Origin of the sequence: Rhizobium phaseoli (assembly GCF_001664385.1) — a bacterium.
Taxonomy (GTDB): domain Bacteria; phylum Pseudomonadota; class Alphaproteobacteria; order Rhizobiales; family Rhizobiaceae; genus Rhizobium; species Rhizobium phaseoli.
In genome coordinates, this window is sequence record NZ_CP013532.1 from 1,576,795 (window position 1) to 1,596,803 (window position 20,009).

A 20,009-nucleotide genomic window follows, 5' to 3' on the forward strand; every position below is an offset into this window, starting at 1 on the left:
CAGGCGCAGCCAAACTGCCGCAGCATACGGGCCGCAGCTTCGCCATAAACGCGCGCCAATCGCGTGCCGGGCACGCGCCAAGCCTTGACAAATCGGAGCGTCCATGCGCTTTTCCGCCCGATTTTCTTGTCGGCGCTTGAGGGCCTTTGAACCCTTGCTGCCGTCTTAAGCCACATGCCAGGAATTGAGATCATGCATCGCTATCGCAGCCACACATGCGCCGCCCTCCGCAAGACGGATGTCGGCTCGACCGTCCGTATTTCCGGCTGGGTCCACCGCGTTCGCGACCATGGCGGCGTTCTGTTCATCGATCTTCGCGACCACTATGGCATCACCCAGGTCGTCGCCGATCCCGACAGCCCGGCCTTTAAGCTGGCCGAGACCGTGCGTGGCGAATGGGTCATCCGCATCGACGGCCTCGTCAAGGCCCGTACCGAAGACACCGTCAACAAGACCATGGCGACCGGCGAGATCGAGCTCTACGCGCAGGAAATCGAAGTCCTCTCCGCCGCCAAGGAATTGCCGCTGCCGGTTTTCGGCGAGCCTGACTACCCCGAAGACGTCCGCCTCAAATATCGCTTCCTCGATCTTCGCCGCGAAACGCTGCACCGGAACATCGTCAAGCGCACTCAGGTCATCTCGGCGATGCGCCGCGAAATGGGCGCTGTCGGCTTCACCGAATATACGACGCCGATCCTGACGGCCTCCTCGCCGGAAGGCGCGCGTGACTTCCTTGTTCCCTCGCGCATTCATCCCGGCACCTTCTATGCGTTGCCGCAGGCGCCGCAGCAGTACAAGCAGCTGCTGATGGTTGCCGGTTTCGACCGCTATTTCCAGATCGCGCCGTGCTTCCGCGACGAGGATCCGCGCGCAGACCGCCTGCCGGGCGAATTCTACCAGCTCGACCTCGAAATGAGCTTCGTCACCCAGGAAGACGTCTGGAACACGATGGGCCCGCTGATGACAAGCGTGTTCGAGGAGTTTGCCGACGGCAAGCCGGTCACCAAGGAATGGCCGCGTATCCCCTATGACGAAGCGATCCGTAAATATGGTTCGGACAAGCCGGACCTGCGCAACCCGATCGTCATGGAAGCGGTGACCGAGCATTTCGCCGGCTCCGGTTTCAAGGTCTTCGCCGGCATGATCGCCTCCAACCCGAAGGTTCAGATCTGGGCGATCCCGGCCAAAACAGGTGGCTCGCGTGCCTTCTGCGACCGGATGAACGCCTGGGCGCAGAGCCAGGGCCAGCCCGGCCTCGGCTATATCTTCTGGCGGAGCGAAAACGACAAGCTCGAAGGTGCCGGACCGCTCGCCAAGAATATCGGCGAGGAACGCACCGAAGCGATCCGCACCCAGCTCGGCCTCGGCGATGGCGACGCCTGCTTCTTCGTCGCCGGCGAGCCGGAAAAATTCTACAAGTTTGCGGGCGAGGCGCGCACCAAGGCCGGCGAAGAACTGAACCTCGTCGACCGCGACCGCTTCGAGCTCTGCTGGATCGTCGACTTCCCCTTCTTCGAATGGAACGACGAGGAAAAGAAGGTCGATTTCGCCCACAACCCCTTCTCGATGCCGCAGGGTGGCCTCGACGCGCTCACGAACCAGGATCCGCTGACGATCAAGGCTTTCCAGTACGACGCCGTCTGCAACGGCTTCGAAATCGCCTCGGGCTCGATCCGCAACCAGTCGCCGGAAACCATGGTCGCCGCCTTCGAGAAGGTCGGCCTCAGCCAGCAGGACGTCGAGGATCGTTTCGGCGGTCTCTACCGCGCCTTCCAGTATGGCGCCCCGCCACACGGCGGCGCGGCTTTCGGCATCGACCGCATCGTCATGCTGCTCGTCGGCGCCAAGAACCTGCGTGAGATCTCGCTGTTCCCGATGAACCAGCAGGCCCAGGATCTGCTGATGGGCGCGCCGACCCCGGCAACCCCGACGCAGCTGCGGGAGCTGTCGATCCGGCCAATCCCGCCGGTCAAGAAGGACTGATATAACAGGCTGCAAAGCGCCGGTCGGCCCCCTTACGGCACGGCACCTCGATCAGCCCTCATCCTGAGGTGCCCCGCAGGGGCCTCGAAGGACGGGGGCGGGTGGCCGGGCGCTGTGCCAACATCCACGCTGCAAGATGAACCTCGGTGGCTAGCCTCGTCCTTCAAGGCCCCTACGGGGCACCTCAAGATAAGGCCGCAGAGAGGTCGCCTTCAGAAAGATAAAAGGCCCGGCGGTGCAATGAACTGACCCCCGAAAGTTGGACATCCACCTTCGGGGGTTTTGCATGTCCAAATACAGCCTGGCTTTCAAGCAGTCTGTTGTTGAGTGTTACGGGAATGGCGAGCGTAGCTATCAAGAGGTGAGCACGCGGTTTGCCATTGATCCTGCGACCGTTCGCAAATGGGTAGCGAGCCATGCTGCGCATGGTTCGGCTGGATTGGTGAAGAAATTCAGCCATTATAATGCTGACTTCAAGCTATCGGTCCTACAGCGGATGTGGGAGGATGGGTTGTCCTATCGCCAGACGGCTGCGATCTTCGACGTTCGCAATGCCAGCTGCCTTCCGGATTGGGAGAGGCGATATGAACGGGGTGGGATCGAAGCCTTGGCCCCGCGCCGCAGAGGAAGACCTCGATCGATGCCCAAGTCGCCTATCATAGCCAGTGGACCAGATGCTCCACACAGTGACGATGCCAAGAGCCGTGAAGATCTGTTGGCGGAGCTGAACTATCTGCGCATGGAGAATGCCTACTTAAAAAAACTGGAGGCCTTAACGCAGCAACGAGCGCCGAAAAAGCGCAAGTCGTCGAAGCGTTAAGGCCGTTCCATCCGCTTGACGGGTTGCTTGCGCTTTCGGGCCTGGCGCGCAGCACGTTCTATTATCAGCAAAAGGCATTGTCCCGGCCCGACCGGCACGGAGTTCTCAAGGAGAGGATCAAATCGATCTTCGACACCCACAAGGGCCGCTACGGCTATCGCCGGGTGACGGCGGCGCTGCGCGGCTTGGGAGAGACGGTCAATCACAAGACGGTTCAGCGCCTGATGGTCGAGAGCGGCTTGAAGTCTAAGGTCAGGCCGAAGAAGTATCGATCCTACAGGGGCGAGGAGGGACGCGTGGCTCCCGATCTCCTCAAGCGGCAGTTCACCGCCGAGCGCGCCAATCAGAAATGGGTGACCGATGTGACGGAATTTAACGTGGCCGGCGAAAAGCTCTATCTCTCGCCGATCATGGACTTGTTCAATGGGGAAATCATTGCGTTCGAAACCGCTAGACGGCCGGTGTTCAAACTCGTCGAAAACATGCTCACCAAGGCCGTGAGCCGTTTGCAAGACGATGACCGGCCGATCCTGCATTCCGACCAGGGATGGCACTACCAGATGCCGGCCTGGCAGCGCATGCTTCAGAAACGTCACATCAATCAGAGCATGTCACGCAAGGGCAACTGTCTCGACAATGCTGCCATCGAAAGCTTCTTTGCCATTCTCAAATCCGAGTTCTTCCACCCCAACGACTTTGACAGCGTCAAGAGCCTGCAAGATGGGGTGGCAGACTACATCAACTACTATAATCATCAGCGTATCAAACTGAAACTCAAAGGGCTGAGCCCTGTACAATACAGGACCCAGCCCCTAAATCTCCCCAGCCTTTAGACCGTCCAACTTTTGGGGGTCAGTTCAGCAAACGGCCGGGCCTTTCATCATAAGATCAAAGCGATCAGTCGTTCGCCGAAACCTTGACGCCGAGCACCTGCGGCAGCGTGTTCGGAGCGCCCATGGCGGCGCCGACGATGGTCGGGAACGGCACCGGCTTCTCGGGAGCAGCCTTGACCGTCAGGCTCTTCGGATCGTCGAGGAAGGTGTTGACGGCGGCCGAAACGGCATTCTGCAGTTCCGGGATGTTGAGCTGCGCCAGCATGATCGGCGTCATCGCCTTCAGCGAATCCGCCATCTGCTTGCCCGACATGTTCTGTTGCGAACCGGCATAATCGAGCGCACGCTTGGTGATCGAGGCGTCTTCGAAGCGCACCTGCGCGCCTTCGAAAGAGAGCTGCTGCATCAGGCCGAGCATGGCAAGGCCCAGCGCCTGCTGCGACTGTTCCTTGTTCGGGTTGGTTTCAGATTCTTTTATCGCATCCTGCATCGATTTCATGAAGGCCATCGTATAGCCCGAGATCTTGAAGCCGAGGTTCAGCTTGCCGATGTTGGTGAAATCGAAGGCGAATTCCGAAACGTCGATCGTGCCGGGGGCGAGTTCCCAGGCGCCCTTCATGGTGATGTCGCCCTGGACGTGCTGCAGGGCGAGTTTCTCGATCGCTTCCTTGCTCTTGGGATCCTCGGCCTTGGTGAGATCGGCTTTCATGCTCTTGAAGGCGCCGTCGAAATCGAAGCCGGATTCGTCCTCGCGCAGCGTCAAATTCATGTCGCTTTGAAGCACCGAGAACACTTCCGCGCCGTCCTTGACCACTTTCAGCGGGCCTGTATGAGCCGTCTCGTAAAGCATCATCGTGTCGAGCGTGTCGCCGCCTGATGTTGCCGGGACGGAGATGCCGCCGAGCGTCAGCTCCTGGGCCGTCACCGTTACGCCATCTCCCGTCTTGTTGATGTCGGGGAAGGCCGCTTCTTCGATGTAATAGCCGCCATCCTCGTCTTCTTCGACGCCGGTCAGGGTGACTTCGCCGATGGGCAGGCTTTCGCCGCCGGTCGGCTTGAGCGTGACATTCTTCAACGTCACGGTCGTGCCGTCGATGTTGACGCCGTCAGCCGAGATCGTTCCGCCCTGCGTTTCATAGGCGGCATTGATCTTCTTCAAGAGATCGGCGCCATCGAGAGCGAAGGCCGAGCCGGCGAGCGAGAAAAAGGCTGCGCCCGACAGCATCAGCCGCGTTGTCCGGTAAATGTTCATGGGGTGATTCCTCTGGTGGCGTGGTGGCGGTTGGAAATCTGCAGTTACGCTACTACGGATTGGGCCCGCTTTATATTTGCGGACTTCTAAATTTCCGTTGAAAGGAACGGCAAACGAAGTCCAAATTGCGGCGGAGGGTTTGTCTCATCCTTTGATGTCACTCCCAAGACTTCATCCACAGCTGCAATACCCCGGATTCCTTGCCCGCCGGCCTCTTCTGGGCTAGTCAAGACCCATGGGACAAGAGATTTTGCCGCCTTCCGGCGGAGACGACGACAATATCCAACCGGTTGACCTCAAGGCGGCGCTCGAGCAGCGCTATCTTGCCTATGCGCTATCGACCATCATGCATCGCGCTCTGCCTGACGTGCGCGACGGGCTGAAGCCTGTCCATCGCCGCATCGTCTACGCGATGAACGAGATGGGGCTGAGACCGACATCGGCTTTCAGGAAATGCGCCAAGATCGTCGGCGAGGTGATGGGTAATTATCATCCGCACGGCGACCAGTCGATCTACGACGCGCTTGCCCGTCTCGCCCAGGATTTCTCGCAGCGCTATACGCTGGTCAATGGCCAGGGCAACTTCGGCAATATCGACGGCGATAGCCCCGCCGCCATGCGTTACACCGAATCGAAGATGACGGCGGTCTCCGAACTGCTGCTCGAAGGCATCGATCAGGATGCCGTCGATTTCCGCGACACCTACGACGAATCGAATTCCGAGCCGATCGTCCTGCCCGGCGCCTTCCCGAACCTGCTCGCCAATGGCTCCTCCGGCATTGCTGTCGGCATGGCGACCTCGATCCCGTCGCACAATGCCCATGAGCTTTGCGACGCCGCCCTGCATCTGATCAAGCATCCGGATGCAACCGTCGAAAAGCTCGTCGAATTCATTCCCGGCCCGGATTTTCCGACCGGCGGTATCATCATCGACAGCCGTGACAGCATCATCGAGAGCTATCGCACCGGCCGCGGCGGGTTCCGCGTGCGGGCGAAATGGCAGACCGAGGATCTCGGCCGCGGCGGCTACCAGATCGTCGTCACCGAAATTCCCTTCCAGGTGCAGAAATCACGGCTGATCGAGAAGATTGCCGAGCTGCTGATCGCGCGCAAGCTGCCGCTGCTCGAAGATATCCGCGACGAATCGGCCGAGGACATTCGCATCGTCCTGGTACCGAAATCCAGGACCGTCGATCCGACGATCCTGATGGAATCGATGTTCAAGCTGACGGAGCTCGAAAGCCGCTTTCCGCTCAACATGAACGTTCTGTCCATGGGCCGCATCCCCAAGGTCATGGCGCTGAACGAAGTGCTGAAAGAGTGGCTGGATCACCGCCGCGAAGTTCTGCAGCGGCGGTCGCGCTTCCGTCTGGCCGCGATCGACAAGCGTCTCGAGATCCTCGGCGGCCTGTTGATTGCATACCTCAACATCGATGAGGTGATCCGGATCATCCGCGAGGAAGATGAGCCGAAGCCGGTCATGATGGCGCGATGGGATCTAACCGACAATCAGGTCGAGGCGATCCTCAACATGCGGCTGCGCGCCCTGCGCAAGCTGGAAGAATTCGAGATCCGCAAGGAGTTCGACGAACTCACCAAGGAGAAGGGCGAGATCGAGGCGCTGCTTGCCTCCGACGACAAGCAGTGGCAGACGGTCGCCTGGGAAATCGGCGAGGTGAAGAAGAAATTCGCCAAGGCCACCGAGGTCGGCCGCCGGCGCACCCAGTTTGCCGACGCGCCGGAAGCCGACGAGGAAGCGATCCAGCAGGCGATGATCGAGAAGGAACCGATCACCGTCGTCATTTCCGAAAAGGGCTGGATACGCGCCCTCAAGGGCCATATCGCCGACACGGCGACGCTGACCTTCAAGGAGGGCGACGGCCTGAAGGTGGCCTTCCCGGCGCAGACGACCGATAAGATCCTGATCGTCACGACAGGCGGCAAGGCCTTCACCCTTGGCGGCGACAAGCTGCCGGGCGGTCGCGGCCACGGCGAGCCGTTGCGCATCATGGTCGACATGGACAACGATCAGGCGGTGCTGACCGCATTCGTCCACGATCCCGCGCGCAAGCAGCTGATCGTCTCGACCGCCGGCAACGGCTTCGTCGTTGCCGAGGCCGAGCTGATCGCCAACACCCGCAAGGGCAAGCAGATCATGAATGTCGCGCTGCCGGAGGAGACGCAACTGCTCGTGCCGGTGAGCGGTGACCATGTCGCTGTCGTCGGCGAAAACCGCAAGCTGCTGGTCTTCCCGCTAGCGCAGGTGCCGGAAATGACGCGCGGCAAGGGCGTTCGCCTGCAGCGTTACAAGGATGGCGGCATTTCCGACGTCCGCTGTTTTGCGATGTCAGATGGCCTCGTCTGGGAAGACAGTGCCGGCCGCACCTTCACCAAGAACAAGGACGAGCTTGCCGAATGGCTGGGCGACCGCGCCAGCGCCGGCCGCACCGTCCCGAAGGGTTTTCCGCGCAGCGGAAAGTTCGCCGGCTAAACTGATCGCGCAAAGCTGCGCGGCGGTTTTGCCTTCGGAACTGCCTGAGAAACAAAGAGACCGAGCATTTCTGTGCTCGGATGTTCTGAGCCATAAAAATTCCGCGCCGGTCCCTTGGCGGGCGCCGGAACTTCTCTATCTCTTTGCTGTTACCCAAAAGAAGAGAAGGCCGGTTCTGTGGGCGGACGGAACGGCTGTGGGTCGTGCGTCTGGGAAAGGCGCACGTGCCCCTACCGGAGGAAAAATCGATGCCCGCCAGCACCATCAAATTGCATGTCAGCCACACCTATAGAGTGCCGCCCGCTGTCGTCTACGACGCCTGGCTCAACCCCGAGATCGCCCGCCGCTTCCTGTTTGCCACCGATGACGGTCACGTCATCCGCGCCGATATCGATCCGCATGTTGGCGGCCGCTTTTTCATCGTCGACCGCCGCCCGACCGGCGACGCCTTTCACCAGGGCGTCTTCCTGGAGCTGAAGCGCCCGCGACGCATGGTCTTCAGCTTTTCCGTCGAGGATCACGACCACAATTGCGACCGCGTCGAAATCGACATCGAGCCGCTCGGCGGCGGCAGCCGATTGACGCTGACCCACGAAATGTGCGCCGAATGGGCCGAACATGAGGAAAAGACCCGAAAGGGCTGGGCACATGTGGTAGAGGGGCTCGGCCGCGAGCTGGAACAGCAGCAGATGAAGGCTACGGGTTGAGCGGCACGCTGAAATCCCTGAGGAAGCGGGCGGCACCTTCTTCTTCGATCTCGCCGGCTGCGACGTCTAATACGAGTGCAATGACCTGCGCGTTATCTGCCTCGATGATGTACCGGTTGAGGTAGAGAAACGTAAACGTCGCGAGGTAGCCCGTACGCTTGTTTCCATCCCCGAATGGGTGGTTTCTAACGATGCCGTAGAGATAGGCTGCGGCAAGCACGAAGATATCGGTCTCGCCATATGCAGCCTTGTTGAGTGGAGGTGCCAAGCTGGTTTCCAATGCATTGGCATCTCGCAGACCCGACAAACCGCCATGCTCGGCAATCTGCTCGCCATGCATATTTTCGACCGCTTGGCGGCTGAGCCATTTAAGCCGTATCATTTTGCGAGTTCGCGCAGCGCCACTCGATATTTTTCCATGCCGATGCGGGCTGCCCGCATTTGTTCGGCGAGGTCTGCTGATTCCGGCACGGGGTGGATGTTACCCTCGATCTCCCGCAGTTCGAGGCTATCGCCGCTGCTGAGACCCAACCGCTGCAACACCTCTTTAGGAATGATAACCCCTTCGGAATTGCCGATCTTGCGGATCGTGACGTTCATTTGCTTCATCCTCTAATGTGGTGACGCAGTTATAACATGGGGGGGGTGGACAGGCGGCAACTTCTATTCCGCCAATGGCCTGGCGCTTCTTCCCCGCACCATCCAGAAGCAATGCCCGGCGATCGCCGCCACCAGAATGCCGCCGCCAAGGAGCGTCATCGTCGCCGGCGTTTCCGCAAAGATCAGCCAGACCCAGATCGGCGCGAGCACGGTTTCGAGCAGATAGAACATGCCGACCTCAGGCGCTGAGAGGTAACGCGGCCCCGTGGCCAGACACCAGAAGGCGACAGGCATTACGATGGCGCCGTTGAGGAGGATCCAGCCGGGATGGGCGATGGAAAGCCCTGAAGGCAGAGCTTGCGCGAGGCCGAGCGCGGCCGGCAGGATGGCGGCAAGCAGCGGCACGAAGCCCATGTCCCGGCGCGAGGCACGCCCGATGGTGATGGCTGCGGCAAGAATGAGCGCGCTGAGGAGCGCCATGGCGTCGCCAAAGAAATGACCGCTGGAAAGCCCTTCGCGCACGATCAGCCCGACGCCGAAGATCATGAACAGCATGGCGATCAGCGTTGCGGCCTGCGGCTTCTCCTTGAGGAAAATCCAGGAAAGAAGTGCTCCGATCATCGGGTTGAACGCGACGATAAAGACGACATTGGCTGTCGTCGTATTGAAGACGGCGAGCACGAAGGTCAGCGACGAAAGGCCGTAGAGCAGGCCCGTCATCAGGCCGGGTCGCCCGGGAATGAGGATCGGCCATTTGCCGGAGGCGAGGCGCATTGCCGCAAGGATCACGAGCGTAGCGAGAACGGTGGCTGCGCTTCGCACTCCGAGGATCGACCAGATGTCGCCATCGCCAAGCCGGACGAGCGGGATATCCATTGAAAGCGCCAGCCCGCCGATCGCCGTCAGCAGCAGGCCCTTCCGATGGTCGGAAAGGGTGGTGGACATTCAGTCTTGGGTGCTTTCGCGCATGGAGGAGGGATCGAAACGCTCCCAGCCGCGCGGGGTCAGGTGTTCCTGCGGCTGGAAGCGCGTCTTGTAGTCCATTTTCCGCGACCCTTGCACCCAGTAGCCGAGATAGACATGCGGCAGTCCCAGCGCTTTCGTGCGCCTGACATGGTCAAGAATCATGAAGGTGCCGAGCGAGCGCCGGTCGAGCCCCGGATTGAAATAGGAATAGACCATCGACAGCCCATCGCTCATCGTATCGGTCAGCGCTGCGGCAAGCAGCTCGCCCTTCGGCCGCTCCTCCAGTCCCGAACCTTCCTCGCGCCGGCGATATTCGACGATTCGCGTATTCACATGCGTGTCTTCCACCATGATCGCGTAGTCCAGCACGGTCATGTCGGACATGCCGCCCTGCTGGTGGCGATAATCGAGATAGCGTCGGAAGAGCGAATATTGTTCGCTGGAAGGCTGTGCGGTGAATTCGGTGGCGATGATGTCGGAATTGGCGGCAAGCACCCGCTTCATCGATTTCGTCGGCTCGAATTCCTGGGCGAGAATTCGCACGGAAACGCAGGCGCGGCAGGATTCGCAGGCCGGGCGGTAGGCGATGTTCTGCGAGCGGCGGAAGCCGCCCTGGGTCAAGATGTCGTTCATCTCGGCGGCCCGCGGGCCGACCAGATGGGTGAACACCTTGCGCTCCATCTCATGCGGCAGATACGGACACGCAGCCGGAGCCGTCAGATAAAACTGCGGGGATGGCGTCGTCTGCGTATTCATTTGTCGCGGAAATTTCCTTGTCGAGACAGTGCCGTTTTCTAACAGCATGACCTAAGAATAGAAAACGTCAACAGCGCGGCGGTCTCCGCCCTTCATTTCGGTCTTCTAATTTTAGATATGGAGCGTCGTCATCCCGGGCACAGGGAAGGCGGAGATTTTTTTCGTCTCCGCCGCGAGGTCTCAGCCGTGGTCTCAGGCCGTGCGCACCGTCACCGTGCCGACCAAGAGGTCGTGGATGAGGCGGCTGCGCTCGATAAACAGGCCGGCAAGCAGGATGAGCGGCGTCAGCACCGAGTTGAGGATCCAGAACAGCGCCAGATGCACGATCGCCGTCAGGAAATCCATCGGCCGTCCATCGACGCGCACGATCGCGATCCCCATTGCCCGCATGCCGAGCGAGGCCTGGCTCGGTCCACCAACGGTCAGGCCGAAGTAAATCCCGGCGACGATGACGAAGAGGGCAGGGTAGAGAAGGAAGCCGAGCCCGAGCGTGACGATCGACACGAAGAACAGAACGATCGCCGCGGGTACCCACAGCAGCGCCACGATGAGATAGTCGAGGATGAAGGCAAGGACACGGCGGCTCAACACGCCGCTATAGGCGCGCCAGTCCTCCGGTGCGGCATAAAGCGGGTTGGGGTTGTAGCTCATCTCAATCTCCTCTCGCGAAAGCGATGCCGCTGATATGGTGTCAGCAAGACGAAATACAATCATCCGCATCCGATTCAGCGCTTGCTGAGGATTTTCGCCACCTCGACCGCGAAATAGGTGAGGATGCCGTCGCATCCCGCCCGCTTGAACGACAGAAGCGTTTCCAGCATCGCCCGCTCACCGTCGATCCAGCCGTTCATCGCCGCCGCCTTGATCTGCGAATATTCGCCGGAGACCTGGTAGGCGAAGGTCGGCAGGCCGAAAGCCTCCTTCATCCGCCAGCAGATATCGAGATAGGGCAGGCCGGGCTTGACCATCAGCATGTCGGCGCCTTCCTCGACGTCGAGGGCGGCGTCGCGGATTGCTTCCGTGCCGTTCGCCGGGTCGATATAATAGGTCTTCTTGTCGCCCTTCAGCAGGCCGCCGGTCGAGATCGCTTCGCGATAGGGGCCATAGAAGGCGGAGGCGAATTTCGTCGCATAGCTCATGATGCCGACGCTCTGATGGCCGGCCGCGTCGAGCGCCACGCGGATCGCACCGATGCGCCCGTCCATCATCTCCGACGGCGCGATGATGTCGGCGCCGGCATCCGCCTGCATGACGGCGGCGCGCGCCACCTGGTCGACGGTCTCGTCATTGACGATCTCGCCGTCTCTCAGGATTCCGTCATGGCCATGGCTGGTGAAGGGATCGAGCGCCACGTCGGTGATGACGCCGATATTGGGCACCGCTTTCTTGATCGCCGCCGTCGCCTGGTTGATCAGGTTGTTGGCTTCGAGGCTGTTCGAACCGGTTTCGTCGCGCAGTTCCATTTCGATGTTCGGAAACGTGGCGAGCGCCGGAATGCCGAGACCGGCCGCTTCGCGTGCGGCCTCGACCGCCTTGTCGATGCTCATGCGGTTGACGCCGGGCATGGCCGCGATCGGATCGACGATGCCCGAACCCGGCACGATGAAGATCGGCCAGATCAGGTCATCGACGGTCAGCCGGTTCTCCTGCACCAGCCGGCGTGTCCAATCCGCCTTGCGGTTGCGCCGCATGCGGCGATGGCCGGTGATGTCGTCGACGAGATGCGTCCTGTCCTGCATGATATCTGTCCCTGGCCCATTCCAATTATCGGAGCGCTCATTATCATGGCGCCCGGAAAATCCAAACCGGACGATTGGCCGCGGCGGAAAACACCCTTATGACGATGCAACCGGAACCGATGTCTGCGCCATGGAAACCGATAGCCCGACGATCCCGAAACGCACGCTGGCGGATCTCCTCTTCATTCTCTTCCTGAGGCTGGTGGCCGTATCCTGCTTCTGGTTCGGCCTGCAATACTGGGCGATGCTCGTCGGCTATTCGCTGGTCGGCGCCGGCCGCTTCGATCTTTTGAGCCTGCCGTGGAAGGTGGCAAGCACCAGCCTTGCCGTGCTTTTCCCCGTCGCATCCCTCGGTCTGTGGCTCACCGTCTCCTGGGGGCCGGTCATCTGGGTGCTGGCCGCCGGCGGCCAAGTCCTGATGTATGGCCTGCTGCCGGATATTTTCGGCCCCAACAAGCTGATCATCCTGCTGCATCTCATGGTCGCCGCCGTCTACTGCATTTTCCGCCTGCTGCTGTGGCTGGAAAAGCGCCGGCACCGCCGCCAGGTAAGCGTTGATTTACCCTGAGACAACGTGGGGTTTCCAGTAAGGCTCCGTTAAGCCTGCGGTTTAAGTCGAATTTTATATGTATTCGATAGGGTCTCACTCAAGGCGGGAAGAAAACGACACCGCCAAACAAACAGTGAGGCAGTCAATATGAACACGAAAATCAAGCCGCAGGCGGTATCCAACTTCCGTGACCAGCAGGATCAGGGCATCCGTGATCTTTACATGGAATCCCTTCATCTTGTTGAACGTCTTCACCGTCGTCTTCTCGACGTCATCAAGGACGAGTTCGACCGTCAGGGCCGCAGCGACGTCAACGCCATCCAGGCGCTGCTCCTTTTCAACATCGGCAATTCCGAGCTGACCGCCGGCGAGCTGCGCTCCCGCGGCTACTATCTCGGCTCCAACGTTTCCTACAACGTCAAGAAGCTGGTCGATCTCGGCTTCATCAACCACCAGCGCTCGCGCATCGACCGCCGCTCGGTCCGCATCAGCCTGACCGAAACCGGCCAGGACATTGCCGAAACGGTCGCCAAGCTCTACGAACGCCACATCGCCTCGATCGACAAGGTCGGCGGCATCGGCACCGACGAGTTCACCCAGATGAACAAGCTGCTCCAGCGCCTCGACCGCTTCTGGAACGACTCGATCATGTATCGTCTCTAAAATCCCTGACCTCCTTTCAGGGTTGCAGAAAACCGGACGTGTCCCTGCGCGTCCGGTTTTCCCGTTTGCGCACGTGGCATCTTTGCAACGCAGGGCAGGCAAGCGTTATCGCCTGTATTCAAGCCGTCTTTTAGCCGTTATTAACCGGCACGGTTTAGCCCGTCATATGGTTCGTTGCGTCGTGTTCGCGCCAGCGGTCGTCAGTCGTCCGGCCCGACAACACGAATTGGCCATATTGGTGTGGCAGCGGAAGGTTTAACAACCGGCACTTGAACCGATCGGGAATGTTCGGGCTGTTGCATCGCGCTTCTGTGATGGGACAGGGGGAATTTCCCGATCCGCCGGCAGAACAATGGATAGGGATCTGCGCTACGGCGCAGTGATATCGCAAAGGGCCGCGGCTTTTCTTTATCGCGGCATTCAGTGGTTGGGACTATGTCGAAGAAAAACGGAATTGAAGCTCTTTCGCGCCGCGCTTTCCTGGCGTCGGCGGCAACGGTTGGCGCCGGCGCGCTTGCTGCCGGACCTGCATTCGCGCAATCGGCGCTCGATGGGCTCCTGAACGCGCCGCGCCGCGGCAACTGGGACGACCAGTTCGACGCCAAGGCGGCTTCGCGCACGGCAAGCGCCGTCGTTTCCAACACCCCGATCCTTGGCCCCCAGTCGGTCGCGAGCGCCCAGCAGGCGATCATGCAGTACCAGCAGATCGCCGCCGCTGGCGGCTGGCCTGAAGTCAATCCCGGCGACCAGCGCCTGCAGCTCGGCGTCAGCCACCCCGCCGTCCAGGCGCTACGCCAACGTCTGGCGATCACCGGCGACCTGCCGCGCGAAGCCGGCATGTCGAGCGCCTTCGATTCCTATGTCGACGGCGCCGTCAAGCGCTTCCAGGCGCGTCACGGCCTGCCGTCCGATGGCGTCCTCGGCGAATTCACGCTGAAGGCGATGAACATTCCCGCCGACGTCCGTCTGCAGCAGCTGAACACCAACCTTGTCCGCCTCCAGACCTTCCCGGAAGATCTCGGCCGCCGCCACGTGATGGTCAATATTCCGGCCGCCTACGTCGAGGCTGTTGAAGACGGCAGCGTCGCGACCCGTCACACTGCGGTCGTCGGCCGCTTGAGCCGCCCGACGCATCTCGTCAATTCGAAGATCTACGAGGTCATCCTCAACCCCTATTGGACCGCGCCGCGCTCGATCGTCGAGAAGGACATCATGCCGCTGATGCGCAAGGATCCGACCTATCTCGAGAAGAACGCCATCCGCCTGATCGACGGCAAGGGCAACGAAGTCGCCCCCGAAACCGTCGACTGGAACGGCGAAGCGCCGAACCTGCAGTTCCGTCAGGACCCCGGCAAGATCAACGCCATGGCCTCGACCAAGATCAACTTCTACAACAAGAACGGCGAGTATATGCACGACACGCCGCAGCAAGGCCTGTTCAACAAGCTGATGCGCTTCGAATCCTCTGGCTGCGTCCGCGTCCAGAACGTGCGCGACCTGACGAACTGGCTGCTGCGCGAGACCCCCGGCTGGAGCCGCCAGCAGATGGAGCAGGTGATTGCAACCGGCGTCAACACGCCGATCAAGCTCGCCACCGAAGTCCCGGTCTATTTCGTCTACATCTCCGCCTGGGGCATGCCCGACGGCATCGTCCAGTTCCGCGACGACATCTATCAGATGGACGGCAATGCCGAATTGGCGCTCGATACCACGGCTGGCATGGAACAGCCGGTGCAATAAGCGGCGACCTCTGCATCGCACCCTCGAACCGCGCCCTCCCGGCGCGGTTTTTTTATGTCCGCGGGGGCGCTCCATCCCGTCGCCATCATTCATCGGCGCCGCGCTGTCGCAAAATGACTGGAGCGCGCGCTTTGCTCAGCAAATGTCGTTCTTCGTATTGCCCTTGCCACAGGGGAAGGATAATACCTTCGCGCATTCCAGTTGAGGAGCCCGCCCATGACCAATGCTTCCACCGAATCCTTCTTCAATCGCTCGCTTGCGGACGTCGATCCCGAGATTTTCGGCGCGATCGGAAAGGAACTCGGTCGCCAACGGCACGAGATCGAACTGATCGCTTCCGAGAACATCGTCTCCCGCGCCGTGCTGGAAGCCCAGGGCTCCATCATGACCAACAAATATGCCGAGGGTTATCCGGGCAAGCGCTATTATGGCGGCTGCCAGTTCGTCGATATCGCCGAGGAACTGGCGATCGAGCGCGCCAAGAAGCTGTTCGGCGTCAATTTCGCCAACGTGCAGCCGAATTCCGGCTCGCAGATGAACCAGGCCGTGTTCCTGGCGCTGCTGCAGCCGGGCGATACCTTCATGGGTCTCGACCTCAATTCGGGCGGTCACCTCACGCACGGTTCGCCGGTCAACATGTCCGGCAAGTGGTTCAACGTCGTCTCCTACGGCGTGCGCGAAGGCGACAACCTGCTCGACATGGATGACGTCGCCCGCAAGGCCGAACAGCACAGGCCGAAGCTGATCATTGCCGGCGGCACCGCCTATTCCCGTATCTGGGACTGGAAGCGTTTCCGCGAGATCGCCGACTCGGTCGGCGCCTATCTGATGGTCGACATGGCCCACATCGCCGGCCTCGTCGCCGGTGGTCAGCATCCGTCGCCGTTCCCGCATTGCCACGTCGCGACGACGACGACCCACAAGTCGCTGCGCGGCCCGCGCGGCGGTGTCATCCTCACCAATGAAGAGGATCTGGCCAAGAAGTTCAATTCGGCCGTCTTTCCCGGCCTGCAGGGTGGTCCGCTGATGCACATCATCGCCGGCAAGGCTGTCGCCTTCGGCGAAGCGCTGCAGCCGGAATTCAAGGAATACGCCGCCCAGATCGTCAAGAACGCCCGGGCGCTTGCCGAAACGCTGATCGCAGGCGGCCTCGATGTCGTTTCCGGCGGCACCGACAACCACCTGATGCTCGTCGACCTGCGCAAGAAGAACGCCACCGGCAAGCGCGCCGAGGCAGCGCTCGGCCGCGCCTACGTCACCTGCAACAAGAACGGTATTCCCTTCGATCCGGAAAAGCCCTTCGTCACCTCGGGCGTGCGCCTCGGCGCGCCGGCCGGCACGACGCGCGGCTTCAAGGAAGCCGAATTCCGCGAGATCGGCAACCTGATCGTCGAGGTTCTCGACGGCCTGAAGGTCGCCAACTCCGATGAAGGCAACGCCGCTGTCGAAGCCGCCGTGCGCGGCAAGGTGGTCAACCTCACAGACCGCTTCCCAATGTATGACTACATGGGGTAAGGAGTAGCGATGCGCTGCCCCTATTGCGGTTCGGAAGATACCCAGGTCAAGGATTCGCGTCCGGCGGAGGACAATACGTCCATCCGCCGGCGGCGTATCTGTCCCGATTGCGGCGGCCGCTTCACGACCTTCGAGCGTGTGCAACTGCGCGAGCTGATGGTGATCAAGAAGACCGGCCGCAAGGTGCCCTTCGATCGCGACAAGCTGGTGCGCTCCTTCGAAGTGGCGCTGCGCAAACGTCCCGTCGAGCGTGACCGCATCGAGCGTGCAGTGTCCGGCATCGTCCGTCGGCTGGAAAGCTCCGGCGAGACCGAAATCTCCTCCGAGCAGATCGGCCTGCAAGTGCTGGAAGCCATGAAGAGCCTCGACGATGTCGGCTTCGTGCGCTACGCCTCGGTCTATCGGGATTTCTCGCTTGCCGAGGATTTCGAGAAGGTCATTTCCGAAATCAACGCCAAGATCGCCCGCGACCCACTGGACAGATGAGCCATGAGCGTCACGCCGGATGACGAAGGTTTCATGGCGGCGGCGATCCGCCTGTCGCGCCAGCATCTCGGCCGCACCGCCACCAACCCTTCCGTCGGCTGCCTGATTGTCAAGGATGGTGTCATCGTCGGCCAAGCGGTCACCGCCCTCGGCGGCCGCCCGCATGCCGAGCCGCAGGCGCTCGCCGAAGCCGGGCAACTCGCCCGCGGCGCCACCGCCTATGTCACGCTCGAACCCTGCTCGCATCACGGCAAGACGCCGCCCTGCGCCGAGGCGTTGATCGCCTATGGTGTCGCCCGCGTCGTCATTAGCGTCACCGATCCCGATCCGCGGGTTTCGGGCCGCGGCATCACCATGTTGCGCGACGCCGGCATCGAGGTGGATGCAGGCGTGCTGGAGGCGGAGGGTCGGCGTTCGCTGGCTGGCTATCTCACCCGCCAGACGAAGAATCGCCCTTATGTGACTCTCAAGCTTGCCGTTTCCGCCGACGGCATGATCGGCCGCCAGGGGGAGGGCCAGGTGGCGATAACAGGCCCGGAAGCCCGCGCCGAGGTGCAGGCGCTGCGCGCCGAAACCGACGCCATCCTGGTCGGCATCGGCACGGCGATATCGGACGATCCGCTGCTGACGGTGCGTACGCCGGGCCTCGAAGCGCAGTCGCCGATCCGTATCGTGCTTGATCCGTCTTTGGCGTTGCCGCTGACGAGCAAGCTGGTTGCGACGGCGCGCGAAGTGCCGGTGATCTTGGTTGCGAGCGAGAACGTGTCGCACTTGGCGGCGGATGCGGAGGGGATACCCCCCTCTGTCCTGCCGGACATCTTCCCCACAAGGGGGGAGATCGACAAGGAGCACGATCAGAATTCCCAAGCTGACTCGTCATCACCGGCAACCGAGGATGTAGGGCAGGCAGCTATCCCCCAGCCAATTTCCCCCCTTGTGGGGGGTGAGGCGCGGGCCGGCGAAGCCGGACCGACCGATCCAGCGGATCGATTGGAGCTCCGAACGCCCGGCAGGGCAGAGGGGGGTACAACACCCACCGACGCCGCCGACCTGGATTCCCGCCGCGCCGTCCTCGTAGCCGCCGGTGTCGAGATCGTCTACTGCAATCCCTATCACCCGGAAGTCCTGCTGCCGGCCTTGGCAACACGCGGCATTTCCTCGCTTCTGGTCGAGGGCGGCGCCAAGACGGCGCGACTTTTCCTCGAAGCCGGCCTTGTCGATCGCATCGAGCTTTACCAGGCGCCTGTCGTCATCGGCGAAGGCGGTATTGAATCCCCGCTCGATGCAACCGACATACCATCCGGTTTTACCCATATGGGCACGCAGATGTTCGGCGTCGATCGCCTGGATGAATACGAAAGAGGACTTTGATGTTTACCGGAATAGTCACCGATGTCGGCACGGTCGAATCCGTTTCCCCCTTGAAGGAAGGCATCCGGCTGCGGGTCGCAACCGCCTATGATCCCTCGACTATCGACATGGGCGCCTCGATATCGCATTCCGGCATTTGCCTCACCGTGACCGGTCTGCCGGCCGAAGGCAGCAATGGCCGCTGGTTCGAGGTCGAGGCCTGGGAGGAAGCGCTGCGGCTGACGACGATCGGTACCTGGCAGCAGGGCAGCCGCATCAATCTCGAACGGTCGCTGAAGATCGGCGACGAACTCGGAGGCCACATCGTTTCCGGCCATGTCGACGGCAAGGCGGAAATCCTCTCGGTGACATCGGAGGGCGACGCCACCCGTTACCGTCTGCGCGCCCCCGAACATCTGGCGAAATTCGTTGCCCCCAAAGGGTCGATCGCGCTCGACGGCACTTCGCTCACCGTCAACGCGGTCGACGGCACGGATTTCGACGTCCTGCTCATCCGCCACACGCTTGAGGTCACCACTTGGGGCGACCGCAAGGCCGGCGATTTCGTCAATTTCGAAGTCGACACCATGGCGCGGTACGCTGCCCGGCTGGCGGAATTCCCGAGCGCCTGAATCGAAAACCTGTGGCGGTTTACTACTGTCGCGTCCGGCCGGCCAAATAGCTCACCAAACCGGGGAGAGCTTCGTCAGATACTGGCCGTAGGCGCTCTTGCCGAGCTTCTCTGCCAGCTTGGCGAGGTCGTCCTGCGAGATGAAACCCATGCGCCAGGCGACTTCTTCCGGGCAGGCGATTTTGAAGCCCTGGCGTTTCTCCAGCGTGCTGACGAAACCTGCGGCATCGTGCAGGCTATCCGGTGTGCCGGTGTCGAGCCAGGCATAGCCCCGACCCATCAGCTCCACGAAAAGCTGGCCGCGCTCGAGATAGGCGCGGTTGACATCGGTGATTTCCAGTTCGCCGCGCGGTGACGGCTTCAGGTTGGCGGCGATATCGACCACCTGCTGGTCGTAGAAATAGAGGCCGGTCACCGCCCAGTTCGATTTTGGCGCCTTCGGCTTCTCCTCGATCGACAGCGCATTCATCTTTTCGTCAAAGCCGACAACGCCGTAGCGTTCCGGATCGGTGACGTGATAGGCGAACACTGTCGCGCCTTCCCGCCGGCTCGTGCCGGACTTCATGATTTCCGGCAATCCGTGCCCGTAGAAGATGTTGTCGCCGAGAACGAGCGCCGAGCTATCGCCGTGCACGAAGTCGGCGCCGATGACGAAGGCCTGGGCGAGGCCGTCCGGACTCGGCTGCACGGCATAGGTCAGCGAAATTCCCCATTGCGAGCCGTCGCCCAGAAGGCGCTTGAAGGCTTCGACGTCGTGAGGAGTGGTGATGATCAGCAGCTCCCTGATACCGGCGAGCATGAGCGTCGTCAGCGGATAGTAGATCATCGGCTTGTCGTAGACCGGCATCAATTGTTTCGAGATGGCTTGCGTGATCGGATGCAGACGTGTGCCTGTGCCGCCGGCGAGAATAATTCCCTTCATGCTTT

At 61.3% G+C, this 20,009-nt stretch carries 18 protein-coding genes and 1 pseudogene; 11 read left to right on the top strand and 8 right to left on the bottom strand.

Annotated features, from left to right (window positions below; all coding sequences use genetic code 11):
• Positions 1-192 precede the first annotated feature (192 nt).
• Both aspS and AMC88_RS33020 read left to right on the top strand, forming a co-directional pair.
• On the top strand, positions 193-1,983 hold the full coding sequence (gene aspS / locus AMC88_RS07675) for an aspartate--tRNA ligase (RefSeq protein ID WP_041683593.1): 1,791 nt from the start codon (positions 193-195) through the stop codon (positions 1,981-1,983).
• A 286-nt stretch (positions 1,984-2,269) separates the two neighbouring features.
• Positions 2,270-3,636, top strand: a pseudogene (locus AMC88_RS33020) (IS3 family transposase).
• 64 nt (positions 3,637-3,700) lie between these two features.
• Here AMC88_RS33020 and AMC88_RS07690 read toward each other — a convergent pair.
• Complete coding sequence (locus AMC88_RS07690) at positions 3,701-4,888, bottom strand: hypothetical protein (RefSeq protein WP_010025644.1); 1,188 nt, start codon at positions 4,886-4,888, stop codon at positions 3,701-3,703.
• A gap of 235 nt (positions 4,889-5,123) precedes the next feature.
• Here AMC88_RS07690 and parC point away from each other — a divergent pair, with 235 nt between their 5' ends.
• Positions 5,124-7,379, top strand: coding sequence for a DNA topoisomerase IV subunit A (gene parC / locus AMC88_RS07695; protein WP_012483348.1), 2,256 nt, complete (start codon positions 5,124-5,126; stop codon positions 7,377-7,379).
• A gap of 248 nt (positions 7,380-7,627) precedes the next feature.
• Positions 7,628-8,086, top strand: coding sequence for an SRPBCC family protein (locus tag AMC88_RS07700; protein ID WP_004673830.1), 459 nt, complete (start codon positions 7,628-7,630; stop codon positions 8,084-8,086).
• Here AMC88_RS07700 and AMC88_RS07705 read toward each other — a convergent pair.
• From AMC88_RS07705 to hemB, 6 genes are all read right to left on the bottom strand, one after another.
• Positions 8,076-8,468: a type II toxin-antitoxin system death-on-curing family toxin gene (locus tag AMC88_RS07705; protein ID WP_010024849.1), complete on the bottom strand. Its 393-nt coding sequence runs from the start codon at positions 8,466-8,468 to the stop codon at positions 8,076-8,078. The two genes, AMC88_RS07700 and AMC88_RS07705, sit on opposite strands and share 11 nt — an antisense overlap.
• Positions 8,465-8,686, bottom strand: a complete 222-nt coding sequence (locus tag AMC88_RS07710; RefSeq protein ID WP_010024847.1) for an AbrB/MazE/SpoVT family DNA-binding domain-containing protein — start codon at positions 8,684-8,686, stop codon at positions 8,465-8,467. The genes AMC88_RS07705 and AMC88_RS07710 overlap by 4 nt, the downstream gene beginning before the upstream one ends.
• 63 nt (positions 8,687-8,749) lie before the next feature.
• Positions 8,750-9,631 carry a DMT family transporter gene (locus AMC88_RS07715; protein ID WP_010024845.1) on the bottom strand — a complete coding sequence of 294 codons (882 nt, stop codon included), beginning with the start codon at positions 9,629-9,631 and terminating at the stop codon, positions 8,750-8,752.
• On the bottom strand, positions 9,632-10,408 hold the full coding sequence (locus AMC88_RS07720) for an arginyltransferase (protein WP_041683595.1): 777 nt from the start codon (positions 10,406-10,408) through the stop codon (positions 9,632-9,634).
• 192 nt (positions 10,409-10,600) lie between these two features.
• Entirely contained in the window at positions 10,601-11,059 is a 459-nt protein-coding gene (locus AMC88_RS07725) for an RDD family protein (RefSeq protein WP_004673825.1), read from the bottom strand.
• A gap of 74 nt (positions 11,060-11,133) precedes the next feature.
• Positions 11,134-12,147 (bottom strand): porphobilinogen synthase, encoded by a 1,014-nt coding sequence (hemB, locus tag AMC88_RS07730; RefSeq protein WP_012483352.1) that lies wholly within the window; start codon positions 12,145-12,147, stop codon positions 11,134-11,136.
• A gap of 130 nt (positions 12,148-12,277) precedes the next feature.
• Here hemB and AMC88_RS07735 point away from each other — a divergent pair, with 130 nt between their 5' ends.
• The 7 genes from AMC88_RS07735 (at position 12,278) to AMC88_RS07765 (ending at position 19,083) form a co-directional block, all read left to right on the top strand.
• Positions 12,278-12,715 (top strand): DUF6163 family protein, encoded by a 438-nt coding sequence (locus AMC88_RS07735; protein ID WP_029531534.1) that lies wholly within the window; start codon positions 12,278-12,280, stop codon positions 12,713-12,715.
• A 129-nt stretch (positions 12,716-12,844) separates the two neighbouring features.
• Positions 12,845-13,360 (top strand): transcriptional regulator LdtR, encoded by a 516-nt coding sequence (gene ldtR / locus AMC88_RS07740; protein WP_004673822.1) that lies wholly within the window; start codon positions 12,845-12,847, stop codon positions 13,358-13,360.
• Between the two features lie 435 nt (positions 13,361-13,795).
• Positions 13,796-15,100: a L,D-transpeptidase family protein gene (locus tag AMC88_RS07745; protein WP_004673821.1), complete on the top strand. Its 1,305-nt coding sequence runs from the start codon at positions 13,796-13,798 to the stop codon at positions 15,098-15,100.
• Positions 15,101-15,316: 216 nt separating this feature from the next.
• A complete protein-coding gene (gene glyA / locus AMC88_RS07750; RefSeq protein ID WP_064829924.1) occupies positions 15,317-16,615 on the top strand; it encodes a serine hydroxymethyltransferase in 1,299 nt (432 codons plus the stop codon).
• Positions 16,616-16,624: 9 nt separating this feature from the next.
• Positions 16,625-17,101, top strand: a complete 477-nt coding sequence (gene nrdR, locus AMC88_RS07755) for a transcriptional regulator NrdR (protein ID WP_003547190.1) — start codon at positions 16,625-16,627, stop codon at positions 17,099-17,101.
• Between the two features lie 3 nt (positions 17,102-17,104).
• Positions 17,105-18,472, top strand: coding sequence for a bifunctional diaminohydroxyphosphoribosylaminopyrimidine deaminase/5-amino-6-(5-phosphoribosylamino)uracil reductase RibD (ribD, locus tag AMC88_RS07760; protein ID WP_012483355.1), 1,368 nt, complete (start codon positions 17,105-17,107; stop codon positions 18,470-18,472).
• The gene (locus AMC88_RS07765) at positions 18,472-19,083 is read left to right on the top strand and encodes a riboflavin synthase (protein WP_012483356.1); all 612 of its coding nucleotides are present in this window, start codon (positions 18,472-18,474) and stop codon (positions 19,081-19,083) included. The genes ribD and AMC88_RS07765 overlap by 1 nt, the downstream gene beginning before the upstream one ends.
• Before the next feature lie 51 nt (positions 19,084-19,134).
• Here AMC88_RS07765 and rfbA read toward each other — a convergent pair whose 3' ends face one another.
• Positions 19,135-20,004, bottom strand: a complete 870-nt coding sequence (gene rfbA / locus AMC88_RS07770; protein WP_012483357.1) for a glucose-1-phosphate thymidylyltransferase RfbA — start codon at positions 20,002-20,004, stop codon at positions 19,135-19,137.
• Between the last annotated feature and the right edge of the window lie 5 nt (positions 20,005-20,009).